A 22,459-nucleotide genomic window follows, 5' to 3' on the forward strand; every position below is an offset into this window, starting at 1 on the left:
GTCTTCTCGCATCCTGGGTGGGGGGATCCGCGGGGGCGGGAAGCGGTGGGGGGCCGCGAACTGCAAACGCTAGAAACGGATGAGTGCAAATCGGGGGCAGAACATTGCCCGTCAGGTTGCAGAGCCGCCACGAGCGTGGCCGGCCCGGAGAATTCCCTCGCCGGGGTGAACGGCCGAAGCGCTAACGTGGGACGGGTGCGTGATCCCTCCGTCTCCCGATACGCGGCCGGCCGTCTCTCTCCGATCCGTCGCACGGCCGACCTGCGGCGGCTGCGTGACGAACAGTTCGACGTCCTGGTGATCGGTGGCGGGGTCACCGGCGCCGGCGCCGCCGTCGACGCGGCCTCCCGGGGCCTGAAAGTGGCCCTGGTCGAGGCCCGCGACTTCGCCGCCGGCACCTCCAGCCGGTCCAGCAAGCTGATCCACGGCGGCCTGCGCTACCTGGAGCAGTTGGAGCTGCACCTGGTGCACGAGGCCCTGACCGAGCGCGGCCTGCTGGCCACCCGGCTCGCCCCGCACCTGGTGCGCCCGGTGCCGATCCTGGTTCCGCTGCCCAGCGCGGGCCTGCCGAAACGGGCCTGGCAGCGTGGCTACTACGGGCTCGGCGTGGCCGCCTACGACGCGTTCGCCGGGATCTTCGGCTCCGGCCGGGGCATGCCCCTGCACCGGCACCTGACCCGGGACGGCGCCCGGCACCTGTTCCCGAGCCTGCGCGCCGACAAGATCGCCGGCGCGATCCGCTACTTCGACGGCCAGGTCGACGACGCCCGTCTGGTGGTCAACCTGGCCCGGACCGCGGCCAGCCTGGGGGCGGCCGTCGCCACCAGCGCCCGCGTGGTCGGCTTCGTCCGCGAGGCCCGGCAGGTGGTCGGCGTCCGCGTGCGCGACCTGGAGGCCCCGGATCAGGAGCCCTTCGAGGTACGGGCACGCACCGTGGTCGCCGCGACCGGGGTGTGGAGCGACGACATGTCGCAGATGCTCACCGACGTCGGGGTGCGTCCCGGCTTCCGGGTGCGGGCCTCCAAGGGCGTGCACCTGGTGGTGCCCCGCTCGGCGATCACCGGCGAGGCCGGGCTGATCCTGCGGACCGCGACGAGTGTGCTCTTCGTGATCCCGTGGGGCGGCCACTGGATCATCGGCACCACCGACACCGACTGGCAGCTCGACCGGGCCCACCCGGCGGCCTCCGCACGTGACATCCGCTACCTGCTGGATCAGGTCAACGCGGTGCTGGACCGGCCGCTCACCACCGACGACATCGAGGGTGTCTACGCCGGTCTGCGGCCGCTGCTCTCCGGCGAGGCCGACTCCACCTCCAAGCTGTCCCGCGAGCACGCGGTGGTCGAGCCGATGCTCGGCCTGATGCTGGTCGCCGGTGGGAAGTACACGACGTACCGGGTGATGGCGGCCGACGTCGTCGACCGTGCGGTCCGCCGCCTCGGCGACCCGGTCGGCGAGTCCCGTACCGACGAGTTGCCGCTGCTCGGCGCGGACGGCTACGCCGCCGCCTGGCGCGACAGGCACGACATCGCCCGGCGGCACGGCGTCACCGCGGGCGTCGTCGAGCATCTCCTGGAGCGGTACGGAACGCTGACCGTCCACCTGCTGGTGATGATGGCCGCCCAACCCGAGCTCGCCGTCCCGCTCGCCGGTGCCCCGGAGTATCTGGCGGCCGAGGTGGCGTACGCGGCGCTCGCCGAAGGCGCCCTGCATCTCGACGACGTGCTCACCAGGCGGACCCGGATCTCGATCGAGACCGCCCACCGGGGCGCCGAGTCGGCCGAGCACGCCGCCCAGATCATGGGCGACGCCCTCGGGTGGGACGCCACGGTCCGGCAGAAGGAGGTCGAGCACTACCTGGCTCGGGTCACCGCCGAGCGGCAGTCGCAGACCATGCCCGACGACGCGACCGCCGACGCCGCCCGGATCGGGGTGCCGGACGTGCGCGGCCTGGCCGCCGACCGGAGGATGCCGCTGCTCGAGATCGAGCTTTGATCCTCGTCGACGAGCCCCGCTGGCCGGGGCGTGGCCACCTGTGGTCGCACCTGGTCAGCGACGTCTCGTACGCCGAACTGCACGCCTTCGCGGAGATGCTGGGCGTGCCCCGGCGCGGGTTCGACCGGGACCACTACGACATCCCGGAGGCCCGGTTCCGCAGCGCGCTGTGGCTCGGCGCCACTCTGCTGCCGTCCCGCGACCTCACCGCCCGGCTTCGCGCCTCCGGCCTGCGCCGCCCGAAACACCTGGTCAGGCCAGCTCTTCCAGTTCGGTCTTGAGGTTGACGCGAGCGCGTTCCTCGCACTGCTCGTGGATCGGCGCCAGGCGGTAGATCGACGGCAGGTTCAGCAGCTCGGTGAGCACCCGGGAACGGCCGGCCCGGAACGCGTCATCAGGCACGTGCGCGTACTCCCGGCGGATCGCGCTCGTGTACCTGATGTAACGCTCCGGGTCGGCGGCGAGGATCGACAGGTCCGCGTCGCAGAGCAACTCGCCGTCCGGGTCGTCGTCCTCGGTGGCGTGCCCGGCGGTCAGGTTCACCAGGCGGGCCACCTCAGCCGACACCTCGTCCGGGGCGCCCAGGCTCTGCAGCAGGCCGGCCGCGAACTCGGCGCTGTCCCGCTCGTTCGCGTCACCCAGGGCACGCGGGTCGTAGACCGCGTCGTGCAGCCAGGCGGCCAGCCGTACCCGATCGGGATGGGGGGTGAGGTGAGCGAAGCGATCGATCACCTCGAGCACCGACTCGAGGTGGGTCACGTCGTGGTAGTGGCGTTGCGGCTCGCTCCAGCGGCCCAGCAGGTACGACGCGGCGGCGTCCAGGTCGGTGTCGCTCGCGGTGGCGCCGGCGCCCCGGGCCGCGGACCGGAAAGCATCGGTCAGTGATGTCACAGAGGCATCCTGGCACGTAGGTTGAGATCATGATCGGTCGGTTGGCCGCCGCGCTGTCCCGGGGCCGGGCGGGGCTGATGCTCGCCGTCCAGGCCGGGCTGGCCGCCGGTCTCGCCTGGTTCGTGGCGCACGACCTGTTCGGCCGCCCGATGCCGTTCTTCGCGCCGATCGCCGCGGTGATCGCGCTCGGCTCCTCGGTCGGGCAGCGGCTACGGCGTACCTCCGAGCTGGTCATCGGGGTCGCCGCCGGGATCGGCCTGGGTGACGGGATCATCCTGCTGATCGGTGCCGGCCCGATCCAGATCGGCGTGATCGTGCTGCTCGCGGTGCTGCTGGCCACCGCGGTCGGCGGCGGGGCGCCACTGATCGTGCAGTCCGCCTCCTCGGCCGTGCTGGTCGCCACCCTGACCTCGACCACCGGCCAGCCCTGGACGCGCTTCCTGGACGCTCTGGTGGGCGGCGGGATCGCCCTCGTCGTGATGACCGTGCTCCTGCCGCTCAACCCGCTCACCGTGGTCCGCCGGTCGGCCGATCCGGCGTTGCGGGCGTTCACCGGCGGGTTGTACGACGCGGCCGCGGGCCTGGCCGACGCCGACGCCGAGGTGGTGCGGGTCGCGGTCGAGCGGCTGCGGGCGGCCGAGGGTACCTTCGCGGCGTTCAGCGCGGCCATCGACGCGGCCCGGGAGAACGTGGCGTTCGCGCCGGCCCGGTGGCGGGCCCGAGGCGCCCTCGCCCAGTACGTGGACGGTGCCGCCCAGCTCACCTACGCGCTGCGCAACGTGCGGGTGCTGCTGCGCCGGGCCCAGACCGCGATCGAGGACCGGGAGCCGATCCCGGAGGTGCTGCCGGTCTCGGTGCGTCACCTCGGCGACGCGGTCGAGCTGCTCCGCCAGGAGTGGGACCGCGGTGACGAGCCGGTCGCCGCCCGGGAGCAGGCGCTGCGCGCGGTCGCCGAGTCGGGGCGCGCCTACCAGGCCGGGGTCGGCTACTCCGGAGGCGTGGTGGTGGCACAGACCCGGACCGCGGTGGCCGATCTGCTGCGCGCGACCGGGATCGAATACGCCGAGGCGACCCGTCGGGTACGTGACGCGATCGGCTGGCGGGGGCGGCCGCACGGGACGCGCCGTAAGCCGGGCCGGTCCGGATCGATGCCTTCGTGATCGGTTTCCGGCTCCTCGGGCCGGTCGCGCGGGGATCCGGTGACTACGCTGGCGGGCATGGCCGATGTCTCGCCGAGCGGTACGCCCGATCCCGCCGACCGCCCGCAGTCCGTTCCTCCGGCCGTCTCGCCGCCGGAACCCTCGGCTGTCAACGACTCGTCGGCCGCCACGGAAGCCCCGGCGGCCCCGGCGCCGCTCGCTTTCGAGCCGCCGGTCTTCGGGGAGCCGGCGGTCCGGCCGTCGTCACCCGGCACTCCGCCGTTCTTCTCGGTTCCACAGGCCACGCCCGCTCAGCCACCCGCTCAGCCGGTTTTCGCGGCGCCTCCGCCGCTGCCGGTGACGACCGTTCCGCCGGGTAGCCCGGTGCCGCTTCCGCCGTACCCCGGGCTCAGTGACGCGGCGAAAGCCGCCGTCCCGGGCCGCCGCACCGGCTGGCGGCGCTGGCTGCCGATGACCATCGCGATCGCCGGGATCGCGATCGTCGCCATCGGCATGCTCACCTACCTCGGCTACAACATCGGGATCACCGGCCTGGCGATCGGCCTGACCGCCGCCATCCTCCCGGTGCCGCTGCTGGCCAGCACCTTCGTCTGGCTGGACCGCTACGAGCCGGAGCCGACGAAGTACCTGGTCTTCTGCTTCGCCTGGGGCGCGGCGATCGCGACCGCGGTGGCCCTGTTGGTGAACACCGGTTCGGCCTGGCTGTTCGACAAGGTCGGCCTGCCCGACGCGTTGGTCGCGGTGCTGGTGGCGCCGTTCATCGAGGAGTCGATGAAGCTGCTCGGCCCGCTGCTGATCTTCTGGCGGCGGCGCTCCGAGTGGTCCGGCATGACCGACGGCATCGTCTACTGCGGCCTGTCCGCGCTCGGCTTCGCCATGGTGGAGAACGTGCTCTACCTGGGCGGCCACGGTTATGCCGCGGGCGAGGCGGAGTATGGCCCGGCCACCGGCCTGCAGAACGTCTTCCTGATCTTCATCGTGCGGATCCTCTTCACCGGCTTCGCGCACCCGCTCTTCACCTCGATGGCCGGTATCGGCCTGGGCATCTCGGCGCGGTCCGGTAACCGGACCATCAGGTGGCTCGCCCCGGTCGCCGGTCTGCTGCTGGCGATGATGCTGCACGGCATCTTCAACCTGCTGCCGACGCTGTCCGCCGCGACCGGCGAGACCATGATCATGTTGTACGGCTACCTGGGCTTCATGGTGCCGTTCTTCTTCGCGGTCGTCGGCCTGGCGATCGCCCTGCGCAGCTGGGAGGGTCGTCTGGCCGAGCGCGTGCTGTTCCGGTACGCGGAGGCCGGCTGGTTCGCCCCGGCCGAGGTGGCCGCGCTGGGCACACTCGGTCGTCGGCACGCCGCCCGGGAGTGGGCCCGCCGGGTGGCCGGGCCGGTCGGGCACCGGGCGATGCGTGCCTTCCAGTTCGCCGCGACCAGGCTCGCCCTGATCCGTGACGGCCTGGACCGCGGTCTACCCCGGACCCCGATCGACCTGCAGCGGGCCGTCGACGAGGAGCGGGAGCTGCTGGGCGCGATCACCAACTACCGGTCCGCGTTCGCCGGCCGTGATCCGCAGACGCCGCCGGCCTGGTGGGACGGGCGGAATTACCGGATCACCTTCCCGGACGGCGTGGTGCGTACCGTCGCGGCCCCACCGGAGCCGGTGATGCCGGTGCCGATCGTGCTGCCGCCGCCTCCCGCGCCGGTCTACGGCGGTCCCTACGGGGCGCCGACCGGTCCGTACGGCGGCCCGCCGCCGTTCGCTCAGCCGCCGTCCGGCCCGCCCGCTTACGGTCCGCCGCCGTCCGGTCCGCCCACTTTCGGTCAGCCGCAGTCTGGTCCGCCTTCTTACGGCCAGCCGCCGTTCGCGCCGCCGCCGCAGCAGCGGTGGTAGGGCGGCGTCAGAGGTAGAGGCCGGTGCCGTCCGACTCGACCCGGTTGGCCGCGACCGCGTGCACATCCCGCTCGCGTAGCAGCACGTATCCCTTGCCGTGCAGCTCGACCTCGGAGCGGTCATCCGGATCGAAGAGGACCCGGTCACCGACCACGATCGACCGGACGTTGGGGCCCACCCCGACCGCGGTGGCCCAGGACAGCCGCCGGCCCATCGTGGCGGTGGCCGGGATCACGATGCCGGCGGTCGATCGGCGCTCACCCTCGCCGCCGTCCTGGCGGACGAGGACGCGGTCGTGCAGCATGCGGATCGGCAGTCCGGTCTCGGTACGGGTGTCGGCACTCACGTTGCAGACGGTACGCCGCCGCCTGTCCGGCCCGTCGCCGGGTAAGGCGATGCGGGCATCCGCGTACTAGCGTGGCTACTGCGCATTCGAGGTCGAGGGGGTTATGCGGTTGAACCGCTTCCAGCGGGTCCGGGACAACCTGGCCAAGGCCTACGACGCGGGTCGGCAGTCGGTGCGGCAGGCCCGGGCCGACCGTTCGGCCGAGCCGGACCGGTATGACGAGTTCCTCCCGCCCCCGCAGGACGCGGAGATCGTGCACGCCTCGACGAACAGTCGCGACGACGCCGACGTGCCGCAGCCGCTGCGGATCGCCGCCGCCTGGAGCTGGCGGATGATCGTGGTCGGCGTGATCGGCTGGGCGCTGCTCCGCCTGATCGGCATGGTCAGCATCGTGGTCGTCCCGCTGGCCATCGCGCTGCTGCTGTCCGCACTGTTCGGCCCGGCGGTGGGCTGGCTGCTGCGCCTGCGCCTGCCCCGCTCGATGGCCACGTTCCTCGTCCTGGTCACCGGCATCGGCCTGCTCGTGGGCACGCTGACCCTGGTGGTGAACGAGTTCATCGCCGGTGTGCCGAAACTGACCGAGAACGCGGCGGCCGGTGTCAACCAGATCCAGACCTGGGCCAAGACCGGTCCGCTGCACCTCTCCAACGACCAGGTGGCGCAGGGCATCGCGGCGGCCCAGGAGTGGGTGAACTCGAATACGGCCGCGCTGACCTCGACCGGTATCGCCACCGTCGCGACCATCGCCGAGCTGGTCACCGGCATGCTCCTGGTGATCTTCGCGACCTTCTTCTTCCTGCGTGACGGGCGGCAGATCTGGCGGTTCATCGTCCGGCTGTTCCCGGTGAACGCCCGCTGGTCGCTGGCCGACGCGGGTGACGCCGGCTGGCGCACGCTCGGCGCCTATGTGCGGGCCACCGTGCTGGTCGCGTTCATCGACGCGGTCGGCATCGGCCTGGCGTTGGTGGTGCTCGAGGTGGAGTTCGCGTTTCCGCTGGCCGCACTGGTGTTCCTGGGTGCGTTCGTGCCGATCGTCGGCGCCAGTGTGTCCGGCGCGGTGGCCGTGCTGGTGGCGCTGGTCGACGAGGGTTGGGTGATCGCGCTGATCACGCTGGGCGCGGTGATCCTGGTTCAGCAGATCGAGGGACACGTGCTCCAGCCGCTGATCATGGGTCGGGCGGTGTCGGTGCACCCGCTCGCGGTGATCATCGGGATCGCGTGCGGCGTGGTGCTGGCCGGGATCATCGGCGCGCTGGTGGCCGTACCGCTGATAGCGGTTCTGAACACCGCGGTCCGCCGGCTGTCCCGCCGGCGCCCGGAGGTCCCACCACACGCCGAGGTGGTGACCACCGGCGGCGCATGAAAATGGGGGCCCCGAGGGGCCCCCATTTTTCAACAGAGCGTGGGTCAGACGGTCGCCACGTTCAGGGCGATCTCGTTGACGCCGCGGGCGGCGTCGACGGCCAGCTCGCCGTTGCCGTGCCGGCTGAGCGCCCGCACGGTCCACGAGCCGGGCGCCGCGAAGAAGCGGAACACACCTTCGGGCGACGAGACCACCTCGGCGGTGAACTCGCCGGCCCCGTCCAGCAGACGCACGTACGCGCCGCCGACGACCTCGTCGTCCGCGTTCCGGACGACACCGGTGATGACCGTCTCCTTGGCCAGGTCCACGCTGCTGGGGAGGGGCGCGGACTGGTCTGGGGCGGCGCAGCCGGCCGGCAGGTCGGCGGTCACATTGCTAGTGGGCACAGTCATGATCAGGCCTTTCCGGGCTCGTCGCCGAGGGCGATCGGCACACCGATGAGGGAGCCGTACTCGGTCCACGAACCGTCGTAGTTCTTCACGTTCTCGTGGCCGAGGATCTCCTTGAGCACGAACCAGGTGTGCGAGGAACGCTCGCCGATCCGGCAGTACGCGATGGTGTCCTTGCTGCCGTCGAGGCCGGCCTCGCCGTAGATCTTGGCGAGCTCCTCGTCGGACTTGAAGGTGCCGTCCTCATTGGCGGCCTTGCTCCACGGCACGCTGATCGCGGTCGGGATGTGGCCGGCCCGCTGCGACTGCTCCTGCGGCAGGTGCGCCGGAGCGAGCAGGCGGCCCGCGAACTCGTCGGGGCTGCGGACGTCGACCAGGTTCTTCACGCCGATGGCCTGGACGACCTCGTCACGGAACGCGCGGATCTCCAGGTTCGGAGCCTTGGCGGTGTAGGAGGTCTTCGCCCGCACCGGCACGTCCTTGGAGTAGACGCGAGCGTCCAGCTCCCACTTCTTGCGGCCGCCGTCGATCAGGCGGACCTGCTCGTGGCCGTACAGCTTGAAGTACCAGTACGCGTAGGCCGCGAACCAGTTGTTGTTGCCGCCGTACAGGATCACGGTGTCGTCGTTGGAGATGCCCCGCTCGGACAGCAGCGCCTCGAACTGCTCCTGGTTGACGAAGTCCCGGCGGATCGGGTCCTGCAGGTCCTTCTTCCAGTCCAGCTTGATGGCGCCGGGGATGTGGCCGCCGTCGTAGGCGGTGGTGTCCTCGTCGACCTCGACGAAGACGAGGCCCGGGGTCTCCAGGTTCTGCTCGGCCCACTCGGCCGAGACGAGTGCGGTGTCGCGACTCATCGGTTCACTCCCTGTGGAAGGTGGGTGGAGGGAGAGTCAGCGCACGGAGAGAGCTGTTGTCGCACTCCGCGCGGACCCATCGGTAGGTGGGATCACGGGCTGCTGTGCGACGGCGCCACTGCCGGGCAAGTAAGTGCCCTTGGCCTAGCTAGAGCTTCAGAAGGTGCTCAGCACGAGGTGGCCCCGTCAGTTGACGGGACGACACAGGCACGCGGCCACGCGGCACAGGTCGACCGCGCGCCTTTTCGTGAGCAACAGGCTCATGAGAAACGACCCTACCAGCGGGCCCAACTCTCGGAACAGGTCCGACCACGATCCGGGATCGGACGGTCGTCACACTCCCGCGGCGGCCAGGTTGACGTCGCTCGCCCCGAAGGTGACCCGCAGCCCCTCCGGAAGCGGCTGCAACTCCTGGATCACCAGGTTCAACGGCAGCTTCGGCACGTCCAGTTCGAAGGCCATCTGCTCGATGAACGCGTCGACCTGACCCTGGATCAGCGGATTTACGGTCAGACCCGGCGTGTTCACATCGGAGAAACGAACCTGCACCTTGCCGTCAGTGACCTTGAGCTCGGCCGCGGCGGTCAGCGGGATCTCCTGGGTCTGTGTGACCGCCAGCACTCCGGAGCCGACCAGCTTGCCGTCCTTCTCGGCCAGCTTCAGGTCCTTCTGGCCGGTGGCCTCGGCGAGCAGCTGGTAGTTGATGGTGCCGGTACCGGTGACCGAGCCGGCCACCACGTCACCGCCGCCGCGCAGGGCGCTCAGCGGCGCCGTCACGTTCCGGGCCCGGATGTCCAGCAGGTCCATCCGGACGGTCTCGCCGGTGCCGGTCTGCGCCTTGAAGTCGGGCAGCTCGATCCGGATCTCCTCGTACTTCCCGGCCAGCACCTGGGTGAGGAACGGGACGCCGGCGATGGTGACGATCGGGCGGCTGCTCTCCGCCTTCTGGTTCGCCACCTCGGTGGCCACCTTCTCGGCGAGGACGTTCTCGGCGTACGAGTTGCTGAAACGGTCCAGCACCACGACCCCGACGAGCAGGAAGACGAGCAGGGTCAGGACGACGACCCGTAGGGTGCGCCCCCGGCGACGGCGGGGACGATCCGATCCGTACACCTCGGCCACTGTTCCTCCCGAATCACCGCTCTGTCCTGAGGAACGTACATGCCCGCGCCCAGGGTTCAGCGAAACGGCTTTGCCGAGACGGAAGAGTGCTCTGCCGAGACGGAAGGGTCAGGAGAGGTACAGGTGTACTGACAGATAGGTGGCCACCGCGGTCAGCGCGAACCCGCCGAGCGGCCCCTGCATGTGCCGGGCCAGCCAGAACGTCGGCGCCTCACCGGCCAGCCGGCGGCCCGCCTCGCCGAAATTCACCGCCAGGTCGACCAGTTGCGCGGCCACCGCGGCGACCAGGCCGAGGACCGCACCCTTGGTCGGGTCGAACGGCAGCACCATGTAACTGCCGAGCACCGCCGACGCGAGGGTGCCCAGCATGGCGCCGAGCACGATGCCGGTCGCACCCCGCGGCACCTGCGCGGCGATCCGCGGCTTGGGGAAGATCGCGTCGGTGACCCGGGCGACCAGCAGGGCCACCCCGGCGCCGGTGCAGCAGATCAGGATCGCCGGTGCGCCGAGCGGCTCCCGGACCAGCGTGATCAGCACCGCGTAGGAGATCGCCCCACACACGATGAGCAGTGTGGTCCGCCACGAGTCCTTGGCCCGCTGCCGGTCCTCGGCCCGGATCACCTGGGCCACGATGGCCGCCGCGAAACCGCCCAGACCCACCCAGAACAGCGGCAGTAGGGCGCCCGGCTCGCCGGTGACGGCCAGATAGTCGGCGCCCAGTGCGGCCACCGCGACCACTCCGGCGGTCGCGCCCGCCGCCGGTGGCTGGAGCGCCATGGTCCACGCGAGAAGACCGAGCAACTGCACCCCGAAGAGCACGATCGCGTACGACACCCGCGCGCCCGGCCCGGTGACGTGACTGCCGACGATCAGTGCCACGGCGAGAAGCACCGCGAATCCACCGATCGCCGCCGACAGTTGCGGCCGGACCGGGAGGATCTGGATCTCTTCGAAATCCTCCTCGTCCTCCGGCTCCGACGAGGGTGACGTCTCCTCGTCGTCCTCGGGGACGGCGCCGTAGAACCCGGCCTTGGGCCGGCCCGGGTTCATGCGGGCGACCTGCTGAGAGGCCTCGGCGTCCCAGGGGTCGTCGTTCGGCATAGAGGGAAACACGACTGCGATCGTGCCAGACCGGTGACCGTCGTCCCAATCGCTGCCGTGGGGAGATCGCCACTCAGGTAAAAGGCTGGTTACGAATCCACCGTTCGGTCACCTACCGGGCGTTCTCTATATCACTTGCGGGCGCGACCAGGGTGTCAGACCTGATGCATCGGTTAAGGTGAGCGCAACCCACCCGTCGGTGACGCCGGGCCCCATTCTCCGGTGGCGAAGCCCCGTGGCTTTCGCAGACCGGGTCACCCGAGCGGCTCCACGCCGCGAGGACGGAGGTGAGTGTGGAGATCCTTCTGCTGGTCACGGCACGTGCCGGTGAGCCCTCTGCCGTATTGCCCGCTCTGGACCTTCTGCCCCACTCGGTTCGTACTGCTCCGCGTGACGTGCGCACGCTGGTCTCCGGGCCCAGTCCCGACGCGGTCCTGGTCGATGCCCGCTCCGAGCTCTCGGAGGCGCGTGCCACCTGCCGCATGCTGCACGCCACCGGCATCGGTGTCCCGCTGGTCGCGGTCGTCACCGAGGCCGGTCTGATCGCGCTGAACGCGGACTGGGGCGTCGACGACGTGATCCTGGCCAGCGCCGGCCCGGCCGAGGTGGAGGCGCGGCTGCGTCTCGCGGTCGGCCGCCTCAACAACGCGACCGCCGGCGCCGGCGGTTCGATCCGCGCAGGTGAGCTCAACATCGACCCGGACACCTACGCCGCGAAGCTCAAGGGTCGTCCGCTCGACCTCACCTACAAGGAGTTCGAGCTGCTCAAGTTCCTCGCCCAGCACCCGGGCCGGGTCTTCACCCGCGACCAGCTGCTGCGTGAGGTCTGGGGTTACGACTACTTCGGCGGTACTCGTACGGTCGACGTGCACGTCCGTCGCCTGCGGGCCAAGCTCGGCTCGGAGTATGAGTCGATGATCGGCACGGTCCGCCAGGTGGGCTACAAGTTCGTGGTCCCGCCGTCCGGCCGTCAGCTGCCGGACAACGAGCCGGTCTCCCTTCCGGTCTGATCTAGAGTTCCTTCCATGACGAGTCGACAGCCGGTCCGTGCCGCGGACCGGCTGTCGCCGTCTCAGGCCGATGACGTGCTGGCCCTGGCCGCGGCCGCAGAGCACTTCGACGGCGTCTATCCGCTCTCCGAGGACGTCGTGCTGCGGGTTCGCGGCGACGTTCCCTACCAGGGTGTGCATCTCCTGGCCTACCTCGGTGACCGGCTGGCCGGCTACGCGTTCGTGGAGGCCGGCTCGGGCGAGCTGATCGTCCATCCGGAGTTCCGGCGGGCCGGTGTCGGCACCGATCTGCTGACCGCCGCCGGCCCGGGCCCGCTGCGGTTCTGGGCGCACGGCGACGATCCGGGGGCGGCCGCCTTCGCCGCGGGCGCCGGTTTCACGCGCGCCCGGGTGCTGTGGCAGATGCGTCGGTCCCTGCTCGTGCCGTTGCCGGAGATCCCGTTGCCGGCCGGGGTCACGGTGCGGAGCTTCCGGCCGGGCTCCGACGAGCAGGCCTGGATCGGGGTCAACGCCCGGGCCTTCGCCAGTCACCCGGAGCAGGGCCGCTGGACTCTCGACGACCTGCTGAGCCGGGAGGCCGAGCCGTGGTTCGATCCGGCCGGGTTCCTGCTGGCCGTCGACATCACCGACACGCTGCTCGGGTTCCACTGGACCAAGGTGCATCCGGCGTCGGGTGACGAGCCGGCCGTCGGTGAGATCTATGTGCTGGGCGTCGACCCGTCCGGGCACCGGCGTGGCCTGGGCGCCGCGCTGAGTGTGGCCGGGCTGAGGCATCTCGCCGAGGGCGGGTTGACCGTCGCCGGCCTCTACGTCGATGAGTCGAACTCGGCCGCCGTGAAGCTGTACCACGGTCTCGGGTTCGAGGTCTTCAAGACCGACGTGAACTACAGCCGATAACGGCCCGGTCAAGCGATTGTCTCGCCCAGGTCACGACTGCCCGTAAATACCCGACATATCGGGTAGCTGGAGCGCAGTTCACTTAACGGACAACTGTATTCCTGGGGATGGCTACCTTCCGGCGCGGACCTGTTCACTCCCAGTTCATTTGCGACCGGGGATCCGGTCACTTCGCCTTCCTAGTTTTTCGGGTGTGAGCCGGTGAGAGGCCGGCGGCAAACCCGAAGGGGAAATTGTGAAGCTCCAGCGGTCCGGTTTCGTGGCCGGCATTGCTTTGACTGCGACCATCGCTCTCACCGCGTGCGGCTCGGACAACAACGAGCCGGCGGCCGGCGCTACGTCTGCCGCTCCGGGTAGCTGCGTCAGCGGCAGCCTGACGGCGCAGGGCTCCACCGCTCAGAAGAACGCCATGGACGAGTGGATCAAGGCCTACCAGCAGCAGTGTGGTAGCGGCTCGACCGTCGACTACCAGGGCACCGGTTCCGGCGCGGGCATCGAGGCGTTCATCGCCGGCACCGCCGACTTCGCCGGTTCCGACTCGGCGCTGAAGGAGGAGGAGCAGCCGCAGGCCGACGCCAAGTGCGTCGGTGGCAAGGCCCTCAACCTCCCGATGGTCATCGGCCCGATCGCCGTGGTCTACAACGTCGAGGGCGCGGACGGTCTCCAGTTCTCGTCGTCCACCCTGGCGAAGATCTTCTCGGGCAAGATCACCAAGTGGAACGACGCGGCCATCGCCGCCGAGAACGCCGGTGCGAAGCTGCCGGACGCCAACATCGAGACGGTGCACCGCGCCGACGAGTCGGGCACCAGCGACAACTTCACCAAGTACCTGAGCAAGACCGCTGAGGCCGACTGGACCTACGGCAACGCCAAGGCGTGGAAGGCCCCGGGCGGCACCGCCGTCTCCAAGTCGGACGGTATCGCCACCAAGGTGAAGAGCACCGCCAACACCATCTCCTACATCGAGATGTCGTTCGCGGAGAACCAGAGCCTCCAGACGGCGAAGATCAAGAACGGTGCCGGCGAGTACGCCGAGCTGTCCGCTGAGAGCGCCGGCAAGACCTTCGAGAACGCCGAGATCAAGGGCAAGGACGGCGACCTCGCCCTGTCCCTCGACTACGCCACCACCACCCCGGGCGCCTACCCGATCGTGCTGGTGACCTACGAGATCGCCTGCAGCAAGGGCAGCCCGAAGGCCAAGGAGGTTCAGGCCTTCCTGAAGTACACCTCGAGCACCGAGGGCCAGAAGGAGCTCGCGGAGCTGGGCTACGCCCCGCTGCCGGAGACCCTCCGGGCCAAGGTCGCCGAGTCGGTCGCCACCATCGCCTGACGTACCCGCCAATCCCTCCGAGACGACAGCGAGCGCGCAGATGGGTGACAACCCCTCCCGCTCGGTGAACGCCACCGCCGGCGACCTGGGTGTGACTCCGCGTCACGCCCGGGGCGCCGGCTACGGTGCTTCCCCGAGTAATTTCAACGAGCCCCCGCTCGGTGGCGGTGGCTCACTGCCCAAGAAGACCAGGTTCTCGATCGAGACAGGCTTCCGCGGCCTGTCCACGGCCTCCGGTGCGATGGTGCTCGTCATCATCGTCGCCATCGCCGGCTTCCTGATCTCCGAGGCGATTCCCGCGCTTCAGGCGAACACCGGGAACTTCCTCACCCAGTTCGAGTGGGCCCCCAACGAACCGCAGCCGTCCTTCGGTATCGCGGCGCTCGCCTTCGGCACCGTTCTCAGCTCGATCATCGCGCTCATCGTCGCGGTGCCGATCGCGCTGAGCATCGCGCTGTTCCTGTCGCACTACGCGCCCAAGCGGCTGGCCACGCCGCTGGGCTTCGTGATCGACCTGCTCGCGGCCGTACCCAGTGTCGTCTTCGGTCTCTGGGGCCGGGACGTCTTCCAGGAGCCGGTCCGCGACTTCTCGATCTGGCTCAACGAATACTTCAGCTGGATCCCGCTCTTCGGCGGCGACGGCCCGTTCGGTCAGTCGGTGATGCTCGGCGGCCTGGTGCTGGCGATCATGGTGTTGCCGATCGTCACCTCCCTCTCCCGCGAGGTCTTCCAGCAGACGCCGGGGATGAACGAGGAGGCGGCCCTGGCGCTCGGCGCCACCCGCTGGGAGATGATCCGGACCGCGGTGCTGCCGTACGGCAAGCCCGGTGTGATCGCCGCCGTGATGCTCGGCCTCGGCCGTGCCCTCGGTGAGACGATCGCTCTGGCGCTGACCCTCAGCGTCGCCTTCAACATCTCGTTCAACCTGATCGAGAACGGCGGCAACTCGGTCGCCGCCAACATCGCGAACTCCTTCGCGGAGGCCAACGACACCGGCCGCGGCGCCCTGATCGCCTCCGGCCTGGTCCTGTTCGCGATCACGCTGGTGGTCAACATGACGGCGCGGGCGATCATCTACCGCCGTCGCGAGTTCCGGGACAGTGCAGCATGAGCGTTCTAGATCGTGAGGTTCCGGGCGTCGTCATGACGCCGGACAACATCCGGAGCAAGACCCTTCCGGTCGCCGTCAACCTCGGTATCGCCGTCGTCGCGTTCGTGGTCGCCGCCGCGATCGTGCTCGGCGCCGGGATCGGCAACTGGGTGCTGGTCGTGGTGGTCGGCGCCGCCTTCTACCTGGTCGGCCTGAACGTGGTGGCCGGCCGGATCGAGGGCAAGCGGGCCGCCCGCAACCGGGCCATGCAGTCGCTCATCTACGCCGCGTGCGTCCTGGCGATCCTGCCGCTCGCCTCGGTGGTGTGGACGCTGGTCTCCAAGGGCGTCGCCCGGTTGGACGCCGACTTCTTCAACACCTCGATGAACAACATCGGCGCCCGGGACCCGGAGGGTGGCGCGTACCACGCCATCATCGGCACCCTGGAACAGGTCGGCATCGCCACCCTGATGGCCGTCCCGCTGGGTGTGCTCGGTGCGATCTACCTGGTCGAGTACGGCCGCGGCAAGTTCGCCGGCACGGTCCGCTTCTTCGTCGACGTGATGACCGGTATCCCGTCGATCGTCGCCGGTCTGTTCATCCTCTCGTTCTGGGTGCTGATCGTCAGCCCGTGGTTCAACAACGGGCAGCCGCGCTTCTCCGGCTTCGCCGCGGCGCTGGCCCTGGCGGTGCTGATGTTGCCGACGATCGTCCGATCCACCGAGGAGATGCTGCGCCTGGTGCCGGGCCCGCTGCGCGAGGGTTCGTACGCACTCGGTGTCCCGCAGTGGAAGACGATCCTCAGTGTGGTCCTGCCGACCGCCCTGCCCGGCATCGTCACCGGCATCATGCTCGCCGTCGCCCGTGCGGCCGGTGAGACCGCGCCGGTGCTGCTGGTCGCCGGTGGCGCCGCGGCGATCAACTTCGACCCGTTCGGCGGCAACCAGCAGTCTCTCTCGCTGTTCGTCTACCAGCAGGCCGGAGACGCCTCCCGCTACGCCCCGGACCGGGCCTGGACCGCCGCGCTGACCCTGGTCGCGCTGGTCCTGATCCTGACCGTCGCCGCCAAGCTGCTCGCCCGTCGCAACAAACTGTCCCGGTAAAGAAGGTGTCATCAATGGCCAAGCGCATCGAGGCGAGCAACGTCTCCTCCTACTACGGCTCCTTCAAAGCCATCGACAGCGTCTCGATGACGGTCGAGCCGAAGACGATCACCGCTCTGATCGGCCCGTCCGGTTGCGGCAAGTCGACCTTCCTGCGGTCCATCAACCGCATGCACGAGGTTCTGCCGAACGCCCGCATCGAGGGCAGCCTCACCATCGACGACCAGAACATCTACGACCCGGACGTGGACGTCACCGCGGTCCGTCGCATGATCGGCATGGTCTTCCAGCGGCCCAACCCGTTCCCGACGATGTCGATCTACGAGAACGCGGTCGCCGGTCTGAAGCTGAACGGCGTCAAGAAGAAGTCGGTCCTGGACGAGGCGGCCGAGAAGTCGCTGCGTTCGGCGAACCTGTGGGACGAGGTCAAGGACCGTCTGGACCGGCCGGGTGCCGGTCTCTCCGGTGGTCAGCAGCAGCGTCTGTGCATCGCCCGCACCATCGCGGTGGAGCCGCAGGTCGTGCTGATGGACGAGCCGTGTTCCGCGCTCGACCCGATCTCGACGCTGGCGATCGAGGACCTGATGTTCAAGCTGAAGGACCGCTTCACGATCATCATCGTCACGCACAACATGCAGCAGGCCGCGCGAGTAAGCGACAAGACCGGCTTCTTCTCGATCGACAAGACCGGTGACCCGGGCCGTCTGATCGAGTACGACGACACCCAGAAGATCTTCAGCAACCCCACGCAGAAGAAGACCGAGGACTACATCACCGGTCGTTTCGGCTGATCAAGCCCCTGCGTCGCGAGCGCCGGTCCCTGCTTCCCGGGGGCCGGCGCTCTTCGTTCGGTACGGGTCGGCCACGCCCGTGCGGCGCGGTGGAGGCCGAGGCGGGCCGCCCTGTCGCGGCGTAGCCCGGGGAGGGGTGGCGACGGGAGCCATGTGCCGTGGCGGGGCGGGGTGGCCGTACCGGCTAAGGGAGGTGAACCGTCACCTGACCGTCTGCGGCGACCGAAATCCGGGGGTTGAGCGGCGTCGCCGCGTCTCGGTGTGCGGAAGCGGCCACGACGTCCGGGATCGTCGGGCAGGCGGCGATCTCGTCGAGGGTCCGGCGGGTGGGCGGCAGCATCGGGAGGTCACCGGCCGAGGGGGTGATCCACGCGGTGCCCTCGGCCTCGCCGGAGACGTCGCGGGCGGTCTGTGCCTCCGGGAGCAGCGCGGCGAAGAACCACGTGTCGTAGCGGCGGGGTTCGAAGTCCGGGGTGATCCAGCGGGCCCAGGGGAGCAGCAGGTCGTCGCGGAGGCGCAGGCCGCGGTGGGCCAGCAGGTCGGTCATGGTGAGTTCGCGGCGGGCGACGGCGGCCCGGTCGGCCTCCCAGTCGTCGGTGCCGGTGGAGGTCACGGTGCGGTCGGGTTCGGCGAGCGGGCCGGCCAGCAGGATGCCGGCCTCTTCGAAGAGTTCGCGGGCGGCGGCGCCGACGACGGCCCGGGCCTGCTCGTCGGGGACGCCGAGACGCTCGGCCCAGTCGGTTCGGATCGTCGACGGGCTGTCCGAGGGGTCGACGACACCACCGGGGAAGGCGTAGACACCGCCGAAGACCATCGTGGAGGCCCGGCGTAGCACGTACACCTGGAAGCTGTCGTCATGCGGGCGCAGCAGCACCACGGTGGCGGCCGGGCGGGCCTCGGCCGGTGGGCCGGTGAACTCGCGGGCGCGCTGTGACATGGCGGGCGGAAGCTGCATCGAGTCGGTCACGGTTCGATCCTGGCACCGCGGAGCGGTCAGGTCACGGACGATCGTCCCGCCGGGCGCGGTCCGGGCGATACGGTATCGATCATGACGGGAGAGAAGGTGCGCTGGGGGATTCTCGGCCCCGGCGGGATCGCCAGCACATTCGCCGCAGATCTACCGCTCGTGGCGGGCGCGGAGCTCGCCGCGGTCGGCTCACGGAACCTGGCGAGCGCGCAGGCGTTCGCGGAGCGGCACGGGTTCGCGCGGGCGTACGGCTCCTACGCGGAGCTGGCCGCCGACGACGGCGTCGACGTGATCTATGTGGCCACGCCGCACGCGTTCCATCTGGAGGCGGCGATGCTCTGCGTCGAAGCCGGCAAGGCCGTCCTGGTGGAGAAGCCGATCACCCTGGACCTGCCGTCGGCGGCGCTGCTGATCGAGGCGGCCCGCACCCGCGGCGTGTTCCTGATGGAGGCCATGTGGATGCGCTGCAACCCGGCCATCCGCCGGATCGCGCAGCTGGTCGCCGAGGGCGCGATCGGGGACGTCAGCGCGATCCACGCCGACTTCGGGCTGCAGGGCCCGTTCGAGGCGTCGCACCGGCTGCGTGACCCGGCCCTGGGCGGCGGCGCGCTGCTCGACCTGGGGGTCTACCCGATCCACCTGGTGCACACGATGCTCGGCGTGCCGGCTTCGGCGCACGGGTGGGCGCACCTTACGCCGGAGCGGGTCGACGAGAACACGGGTGTGCTCCTCGGCTACGAGTCGGGGGCGGTGGCCGCGTTGACCTGCAGCATCAACGGTGCCAGCCGAAACGCGGCGTCGATCACCGGCACCGCCGGGCGGATCGATCTGCCGGTCGGGTTCTTCGTGCCGCGCGAGTTCACGCTCACCCGGCCGGATCTGGCGCCGGAGACGTTCGAGTTCCCGTTCGAGGGCAGCGGCTACCAATTCGAGGCGGCCGAGGTGCAGCGCGCCCTGCTGGCCGGCGAGTTGGAGAGCCCGGTGGTCTCGCACAGCACCACGCTCGAGGTGATGGCCCTGTTGGACGCCCTGCGCGAGCAGATCGGCGTGTCCTACTGACGTGTCCGGGTGGGAGGGGCTTGCACCCCTCCCACCCGGAGGAGATCAGGTCGCCGCGGCGGCCACCGCGGCCGCGTTCATCTCGACGTCGGTCCAGACCTGCTTGACCGCCTCCCGAACGGCGTCGTCGGCCGGGTGGCCCGCGACGATCGTGTCGGCCCGGTTCTTCAGCTCGGTCTTGTCGCCGCCGACCACCTTCGGCAGCGACTTCACCGAGTGCAGCAGGGCGATCAGCGAGGCGGTACGCGAGTCCGGCTCGACGCCCTGGTGCAGCGTGGCGGCCAGATCCCGGCGCAGCGCGGCCTCGTTCTCGGTGTCGGCGGCCGGGAAACTGGTGAGCTTGAAGATGCCGAGGACCCGGGTCCGGTCGTGCCGCAGGATCCCGCGCTCCACCAGCCGCTCGATGACCGCCTTCCGGTTGCCCTTGACCAGCGCCTCGACGGCCTTCTTCAGGGTCAGCGGCTTCTCCGCGACGGTCGCGAGGGCGGCGTCGAGGAGCGGGTCGCCGGTCGGGGTGCGGTCGGTGACGATCGCCGCGCGCTTCCTACCGTCGCGGCCCTCCGGTTCGCCCGGGGCCACCCGGCCGAGCCGGATCAGATCGAGCAGGAGCGCGCCGGCGATCACCGAGTCGAGGTAGGTCTGGTTGATCACCGAGCGGCCGGTCTTGTCGTCGAAGACCAACTGCAGGACGTCTTCAGCGAGAGTGCTCATCGTTCGGCTCCTTTGAGAACGGGGACAGGACCACAATGCACGATTCGGTCGAGCCGTACAGAAGTCGGGCGGCGTCCGCGACCTCCTCGGCGGGCACCTTGCCGAGCAGGCCCGGCAGTTGTTGCAGCCAGCGGGCATCGCGTCCGCCGGAGACCAGAGTGGACAGCAGATCGGCGAAGGTGGCCGGGCTGTCGAAGGCGGCCAGTAGTTGGGCCGAGCAGTATTCCCGGATCGGGTCGATCTCGGCGGCGGTCAGCGGCTCGTCGTGCAGCCGCTGTCGCTCGGCGGCCAGGTCGTCGAGCGCACCGGCCAGCTGATCGGGGGTGCAGTCGGCCCGGACGTACGCACGGGCGAAGTCCCCGACCAGATCACGGCCGGTCCGCGCGTGATAGTCACCGCGGATGGCCCGGGCCGGGACACGGGCGTCCGGCCCACCGCCGACCACCGCCGCGGCGAGGAAACGGGCCGCCTCGGACGGGCCGTCCACCGGCTCGGCGACGCTCACGGTGATGTGGACGCGGGGCGATCCGGCCCGGCTCAGAGCAGGATCCCGGTTCAGGGCGAGGGTGCCGGGGCGGGGCACACCTGGACGCGGGGCCGGGACGGCGTCCGCCCGGTCCAGGACGGCCGCGGCGTCGAGGACCGTCCGCGGGTCGGCGCCGACGAGGGTCAGTACACCGGCGGAGAGCGGCGGGACGAACGGGCCGGGGTCGGGCCCGCCGAGCCAGTGCCGGCGCAGCGCGGTGTCCATCTCGAGTTCCGGGTTCGGGGCGGTGAATGCGGGCGCCGGTCCGGCCGGAGTGTCGAGCACGGTGCCGAAGAGTTCCAGCAGGTCGGCGGCGAGATGCCGGGGGGCGTACGCGCTGAGGTCGACCCAGTGCGCGTCGGCGGTGACGGTGAGGGCGCCGCCGAGACGTTCGGCCAACGGGGCCCGGGTGGCGGCGGAGCGTACCCAGGCGCCGACCGTGGCCGGGGCGTAGCCGCCGACCGGCAGTCGCAGGCGGGCCTCGACGAGCGGCGCCCGGCCGTCCGGAGCGACCACCACCTGCAGGCCACGGGGTAGCACCCGGTCGCGTACCGGGCCGAGGTCGGGGGTGAGCTGCGGGCCCGGCGCGGGCAGCGGGCGTGCCGCGGGGCGGGGCCGGGGAGTCCCGACCGAGGGGGCGACGACCAGGGCGGCGTGCGGGCGGTCGGCGAGCCGGCGGGCGGTGGCGGCGACCGTCTCCGGGGTGAGCGCGGTGAGCGCGGCGGGGATCCGCTCCAACATCCCGGGGTCGTCGAAGAGCAGCGCGAACCGGCCGAGCGCCCGGGCGTGCTCACCGATGTCGGCGTGCCTGCGGTGGTGCTCGGCCACGAGCAGCGGCACCACGTGGCGGATCGCTCCGGCCACCGCCTCCGGCTCGGCCCAGCCGCGCCAGAGCGCCCGCAGGTCGTCGATCACCCGGTCCGGTTCCCGGCCGGGCGCCAGCAGACCCGCGGTGATCAGCACGTCGGGCGTACGGGCGTCGAACCCGCCGAAGAATCCGCAGCTCGCGGAGAGGCTGTGCAGGCCGAGCCGGGCGCCGTGGCGGGCGGTGATCCGGCCCAGCACCAGGTGGGCCAGGTAGCCCGCCAGGTCCTGCTCGGGGCCGGGCAGCGGGTGGCCGAGGGCCAGGGCGGTGAGTGGGATGTCGGGGCGGGTCGTGGTGAGCCGGCGATCCGCGGTCAGCACCGGCGCGGGATGCTCCGGGACGGTCGGGGCCGGCCGTCCCGGGATGTCGCCGAAGTGCCGTTCGGCCAGAGCTTCGACGTGGTCCGCGTCGACGTCGCCGGCCACCGTGAGGACGGCGTTGCCGGGTGTGTAGTGGGTGTCGAAGAAGTCCTCGACCCGGTCCAGGGTGACCTCGGCGAGGCGGCTGGGTTCGCCGTACCCGTCATGGGCGTCGGCGTGCCCGTCGAACAGCACCGACGGCAGCAGCGGCCAGGGGAAACCGCCGTACGGCCGGCCCCGCAGCGCCTCGTCGATCTCGGTGCCGACGCCCTCGATCTGCTCGGCCAGGCCGGCCGCGGTGAACCGGGGCGACCGCATCCGGTCGGCCTCGGCGAACAGCGCCGCCTCCAGGGCGACCAGCGGCGTGACCTGGTAGTAGTCGGTGTAGTCCTGATGGGTGGTGCCGTTGGCGGCGCCGCCCCAGCGCTTGATGTGGTCGTAGAAACGGCCGTCCGGGAGGCTCGCGCTGCCCCGGAACATCAGGTGCTCGAAGAGGTGGGCGAGACCCTCCTGCCCCGGGCGTTCGGAGCGGAAACCTACGCCGTAGTGCAGGGCGATCCCGGTGCGCAACGCGCCGCGCACATGCACGATCTGAAGGCGGAGACCATTGCCGAGGGTACGAGTACGCATCGAACCGTCC

At 70.7% G+C, this 22,459-nt stretch carries 22 protein-coding genes; 12 read left to right on the plus strand and 10 right to left on the minus strand.

Annotated elements, in window-relative coordinates; all coding sequences use genetic code 11:
- Positions 1-195: 195 nt before the first annotated feature.
- Complete coding sequence (locus tag Q0Z83_RS45930; RefSeq protein WP_317789850.1) at positions 196-1,995, plus strand: glycerol-3-phosphate dehydrogenase/oxidase; 1,800 nt, start codon at positions 196-198, stop codon at positions 1,993-1,995.
- Entirely contained in the window at positions 1,992-2,276 is a 285-nt protein-coding gene (locus Q0Z83_RS45935; RefSeq protein WP_317789851.1) for a DUF4031 domain-containing protein, read from the plus strand. Before Q0Z83_RS45930 ends, Q0Z83_RS45935 begins: the two co-directional genes overlap by 4 nt.
- Here the strand turns inward: Q0Z83_RS45935 and Q0Z83_RS45940 are convergent.
- Positions 2,248-2,886, minus strand: coding sequence for an HD domain-containing protein (locus tag Q0Z83_RS45940; protein ID WP_317789852.1), 639 nt, complete (start codon positions 2,884-2,886; stop codon positions 2,248-2,250). The two genes, Q0Z83_RS45935 and Q0Z83_RS45940, sit on opposite strands and share 29 nt — an antisense overlap.
- A gap of 29 nt (positions 2,887-2,915) precedes the next feature.
- Between Q0Z83_RS45940 and Q0Z83_RS45945 the strand changes: the two genes are divergently transcribed.
- Both Q0Z83_RS45945 and Q0Z83_RS45950 read left to right on the plus strand, forming a co-directional pair.
- Positions 2,916-4,046: an FUSC family protein gene (locus tag Q0Z83_RS45945; protein ID WP_317789854.1), complete on the plus strand. Its 1,131-nt coding sequence runs from the start codon at positions 2,916-2,918 to the stop codon at positions 4,044-4,046.
- 57 nt (positions 4,047-4,103) lie between these two features.
- Positions 4,104-5,936, plus strand: coding sequence for a PrsW family intramembrane metalloprotease (locus Q0Z83_RS45950; RefSeq protein ID WP_317789855.1), 1,833 nt, complete (start codon positions 4,104-4,106; stop codon positions 5,934-5,936).
- 7 nt (positions 5,937-5,943) lie between these two features.
- On the opposite strand, the gene Q0Z83_RS45955 is transcribed toward Q0Z83_RS45950, so the two are convergent.
- Positions 5,944-6,240, minus strand: a complete 297-nt coding sequence (locus Q0Z83_RS45955; protein ID WP_317797309.1) for a GroES family chaperonin — start codon at positions 6,238-6,240, stop codon at positions 5,944-5,946.
- A 145-nt stretch (positions 6,241-6,385) separates the two neighbouring features.
- On the opposite strand from Q0Z83_RS45955, the gene Q0Z83_RS45960 reads away from it, so the two are divergent.
- On the plus strand, positions 6,386-7,645 hold the full coding sequence (locus Q0Z83_RS45960) for an AI-2E family transporter (RefSeq protein WP_317789856.1): 1,260 nt from the start codon (positions 6,386-6,388) through the stop codon (positions 7,643-7,645).
- 44 nt (positions 7,646-7,689) lie between these two features.
- Here the strand turns inward: Q0Z83_RS45960 and Q0Z83_RS45965 are convergent, their stop codons facing one another.
- From Q0Z83_RS45965 to Q0Z83_RS45980, 5 genes are all read right to left on the minus strand, one after another.
- On the minus strand, positions 7,690-8,037 hold the full coding sequence (locus Q0Z83_RS45965; RefSeq protein ID WP_317789857.1) for a DUF1416 domain-containing protein: 348 nt from the start codon (positions 8,035-8,037) through the stop codon (positions 7,690-7,692).
- A 2-nt stretch (positions 8,038-8,039) separates the two neighbouring features.
- Positions 8,040-8,888 (minus strand): sulfurtransferase, encoded by an 849-nt coding sequence (locus Q0Z83_RS45970; RefSeq protein WP_317789858.1) that lies wholly within the window; start codon positions 8,886-8,888, stop codon positions 8,040-8,042.
- Between the two features lie 186 nt (positions 8,889-9,074).
- Positions 9,075-9,152, minus strand: a complete 78-nt coding sequence (locus Q0Z83_RS55995; RefSeq protein ID WP_316248150.1) for an Ms5788A family Cys-rich leader peptide — start codon at positions 9,150-9,152, stop codon at positions 9,075-9,077.
- A 69-nt stretch (positions 9,153-9,221) separates the two neighbouring features.
- Positions 9,222-10,010: an LmeA family phospholipid-binding protein gene (locus Q0Z83_RS45975; RefSeq protein ID WP_317789859.1), complete on the minus strand. Its 789-nt coding sequence runs from the start codon at positions 10,008-10,010 to the stop codon at positions 9,222-9,224.
- Between the two features lie 108 nt (positions 10,011-10,118).
- A complete protein-coding gene (locus Q0Z83_RS45980; RefSeq protein WP_449701870.1) occupies positions 10,119-11,111 on the minus strand; it encodes a hypothetical protein in 993 nt (330 codons plus the stop codon).
- 293 nt (positions 11,112-11,404) lie between these two features.
- On the opposite strand from Q0Z83_RS45980, the gene Q0Z83_RS45985 reads away from it, so the two are divergent.
- From Q0Z83_RS45985 to pstB, 6 genes are all read left to right on the plus strand, one after another.
- Positions 11,405-12,121, plus strand: coding sequence for a winged helix-turn-helix transcriptional regulator (locus Q0Z83_RS45985; protein ID WP_109595296.1), 717 nt, complete (start codon positions 11,405-11,407; stop codon positions 12,119-12,121).
- Positions 12,122-12,136: 15 nt separating this feature from the next.
- Positions 12,137-13,018 (plus strand): mycothiol synthase, encoded by an 882-nt coding sequence (gene mshD / locus Q0Z83_RS45990; RefSeq protein WP_317789861.1) that lies wholly within the window; start codon positions 12,137-12,139, stop codon positions 13,016-13,018.
- A 235-nt stretch (positions 13,019-13,253) separates the two neighbouring features.
- Positions 13,254-14,348: a phosphate ABC transporter substrate-binding protein PstS gene (gene pstS / locus Q0Z83_RS45995; protein WP_317789862.1), complete on the plus strand. Its 1,095-nt coding sequence runs from the start codon at positions 13,254-13,256 to the stop codon at positions 14,346-14,348.
- A 40-nt stretch (positions 14,349-14,388) separates the two neighbouring features.
- Positions 14,389-15,459: a phosphate ABC transporter permease subunit PstC gene (pstC, locus tag Q0Z83_RS46000; protein ID WP_317789863.1), complete on the plus strand. Its 1,071-nt coding sequence runs from the start codon at positions 14,389-14,391 to the stop codon at positions 15,457-15,459.
- A 32-nt stretch (positions 15,460-15,491) separates the two neighbouring features.
- Positions 15,492-16,541: a phosphate ABC transporter permease PstA gene (gene pstA, locus Q0Z83_RS46005; protein ID WP_378079113.1), complete on the plus strand. Its 1,050-nt coding sequence runs from the start codon at positions 15,492-15,494 to the stop codon at positions 16,539-16,541.
- 14 nt (positions 16,542-16,555) lie between these two features.
- The gene (gene pstB, locus Q0Z83_RS46010; protein WP_317789865.1) at positions 16,556-17,332 is read left to right on the plus strand and encodes a phosphate ABC transporter ATP-binding protein PstB; all 777 of its coding nucleotides are present in this window, start codon (positions 16,556-16,558) and stop codon (positions 17,330-17,332) included.
- Positions 17,333-17,516: 184 nt separating this feature from the next.
- Here the strand turns inward: pstB and Q0Z83_RS46015 are convergent, their stop codons facing one another.
- A complete protein-coding gene (locus Q0Z83_RS46015) occupies positions 17,517-18,287 on the minus strand; it encodes an NUDIX hydrolase (RefSeq protein WP_317797310.1) in 771 nt (256 codons plus the stop codon).
- A gap of 93 nt (positions 18,288-18,380) precedes the next feature.
- On the opposite strand from Q0Z83_RS46015, the gene Q0Z83_RS46020 reads away from it, so the two are divergent.
- Positions 18,381-19,358, plus strand: coding sequence for a Gfo/Idh/MocA family protein (locus Q0Z83_RS46020; RefSeq protein WP_317789866.1), 978 nt, complete (start codon positions 18,381-18,383; stop codon positions 19,356-19,358).
- Positions 19,359-19,403: 45 nt separating this feature from the next.
- On the opposite strand, the gene Q0Z83_RS46025 is transcribed toward Q0Z83_RS46020, so the two are convergent.
- On the minus strand, positions 19,404-20,069 hold the full coding sequence (locus tag Q0Z83_RS46025) for a GOLPH3/VPS74 family protein (RefSeq protein ID WP_317789867.1): 666 nt from the start codon (positions 20,067-20,069) through the stop codon (positions 19,404-19,406).
- A complete protein-coding gene (locus Q0Z83_RS46030) occupies positions 20,053-22,449 on the minus strand; it encodes a M16 family metallopeptidase (RefSeq protein ID WP_317789868.1) in 2,397 nt (798 codons plus the stop codon). The genes Q0Z83_RS46025 and Q0Z83_RS46030 overlap by 17 nt, the downstream gene beginning before the upstream one ends.
- Positions 22,450-22,459: the final 10 nt, after the last annotated feature.

This window comes from Actinoplanes sichuanensis (assembly GCF_033097365.1).
GTDB lineage: Bacteria > Actinomycetota > Actinomycetes > Mycobacteriales > Micromonosporaceae > Actinoplanes > Actinoplanes sichuanensis.

Excerpts from the sequence above, each read along its gene's own strand:
- Q0Z83_RS45945 (WP_317789854.1), top strand. The coding sequence starts at position 2,916 with ATGATCGGTCGGTTGGCCGCCGCGCTGTCCCGGGGCCGGGCGGGGCTG.
- Q0Z83_RS45950 (WP_317789855.1), top strand. The coding sequence starts at position 4,104 with ATGGCCGATGTCTCGCCGAGCGGTACGCCCGATCCCGCCGACCGCCCG.
- Q0Z83_RS45955 (WP_317797309.1), bottom strand. The coding sequence starts at position 6,240 with ATGCTGCACGACCGCGTCCTCGTCCGCCAGGACGGCGGCGAGGGTGAG.
- Q0Z83_RS45960 (WP_317789856.1), top strand. The coding sequence starts at position 6,386 with ATGCGGTTGAACCGCTTCCAGCGGGTCCGGGACAACCTGGCCAAGGCC.
- Q0Z83_RS45965 (WP_317789857.1), bottom strand. The coding sequence starts at position 8,037 with ATGACTGTGCCCACTAGCAATGTGACCGCCGACCTGCCGGCCGGCTGC.
- Q0Z83_RS45970 (WP_317789858.1), bottom strand. The coding sequence starts at position 8,888 with ATGAGTCGCGACACCGCACTCGTCTCGGCCGAGTGGGCCGAGCAGAAC.
- Q0Z83_RS55995 (WP_316248150.1), bottom strand. The coding sequence starts at position 9,152 with ATGAGCCTGTTGCTCACGAAAAGGCGCGCGGTCGACCTGTGCCGCGTG.
- Q0Z83_RS45980 (WP_449701870.1), bottom strand. The coding sequence starts at position 11,111 with ATGCCGAACGACGACCCCTGGGACGCCGAGGCCTCTCAGCAGGTCGCC.
- mshD (WP_317789861.1), top strand. The coding sequence starts at position 12,137 with ATGACGAGTCGACAGCCGGTCCGTGCCGCGGACCGGCTGTCGCCGTCT.
- pstC (WP_317789863.1), top strand. The coding sequence starts at position 14,389 with ATGGGTGACAACCCCTCCCGCTCGGTGAACGCCACCGCCGGCGACCTG.
- pstA (WP_378079113.1), top strand. The coding sequence starts at position 15,492 with ATGACGCCGGACAACATCCGGAGCAAGACCCTTCCGGTCGCCGTCAAC.
- pstB (WP_317789865.1), top strand. The coding sequence starts at position 16,556 with ATGGCCAAGCGCATCGAGGCGAGCAACGTCTCCTCCTACTACGGCTCC.
- Q0Z83_RS46015 (WP_317797310.1), bottom strand. The coding sequence starts at position 18,287 with ATGCAGCTTCCGCCCGCCATGTCACAGCGCGCCCGCGAGTTCACCGGC.
- Q0Z83_RS46020 (WP_317789866.1), top strand. The coding sequence starts at position 18,381 with ATGACGGGAGAGAAGGTGCGCTGGGGGATTCTCGGCCCCGGCGGGATC.
- Q0Z83_RS46025 (WP_317789867.1), bottom strand. The coding sequence starts at position 20,069 with ATGAGCACTCTCGCTGAAGACGTCCTGCAGTTGGTCTTCGACGACAAG.
- Q0Z83_RS46030 (WP_317789868.1), bottom strand. The coding sequence starts at position 22,449 with ATGCGTACTCGTACCCTCGGCAATGGTCTCCGCCTTCAGATCGTGCAT.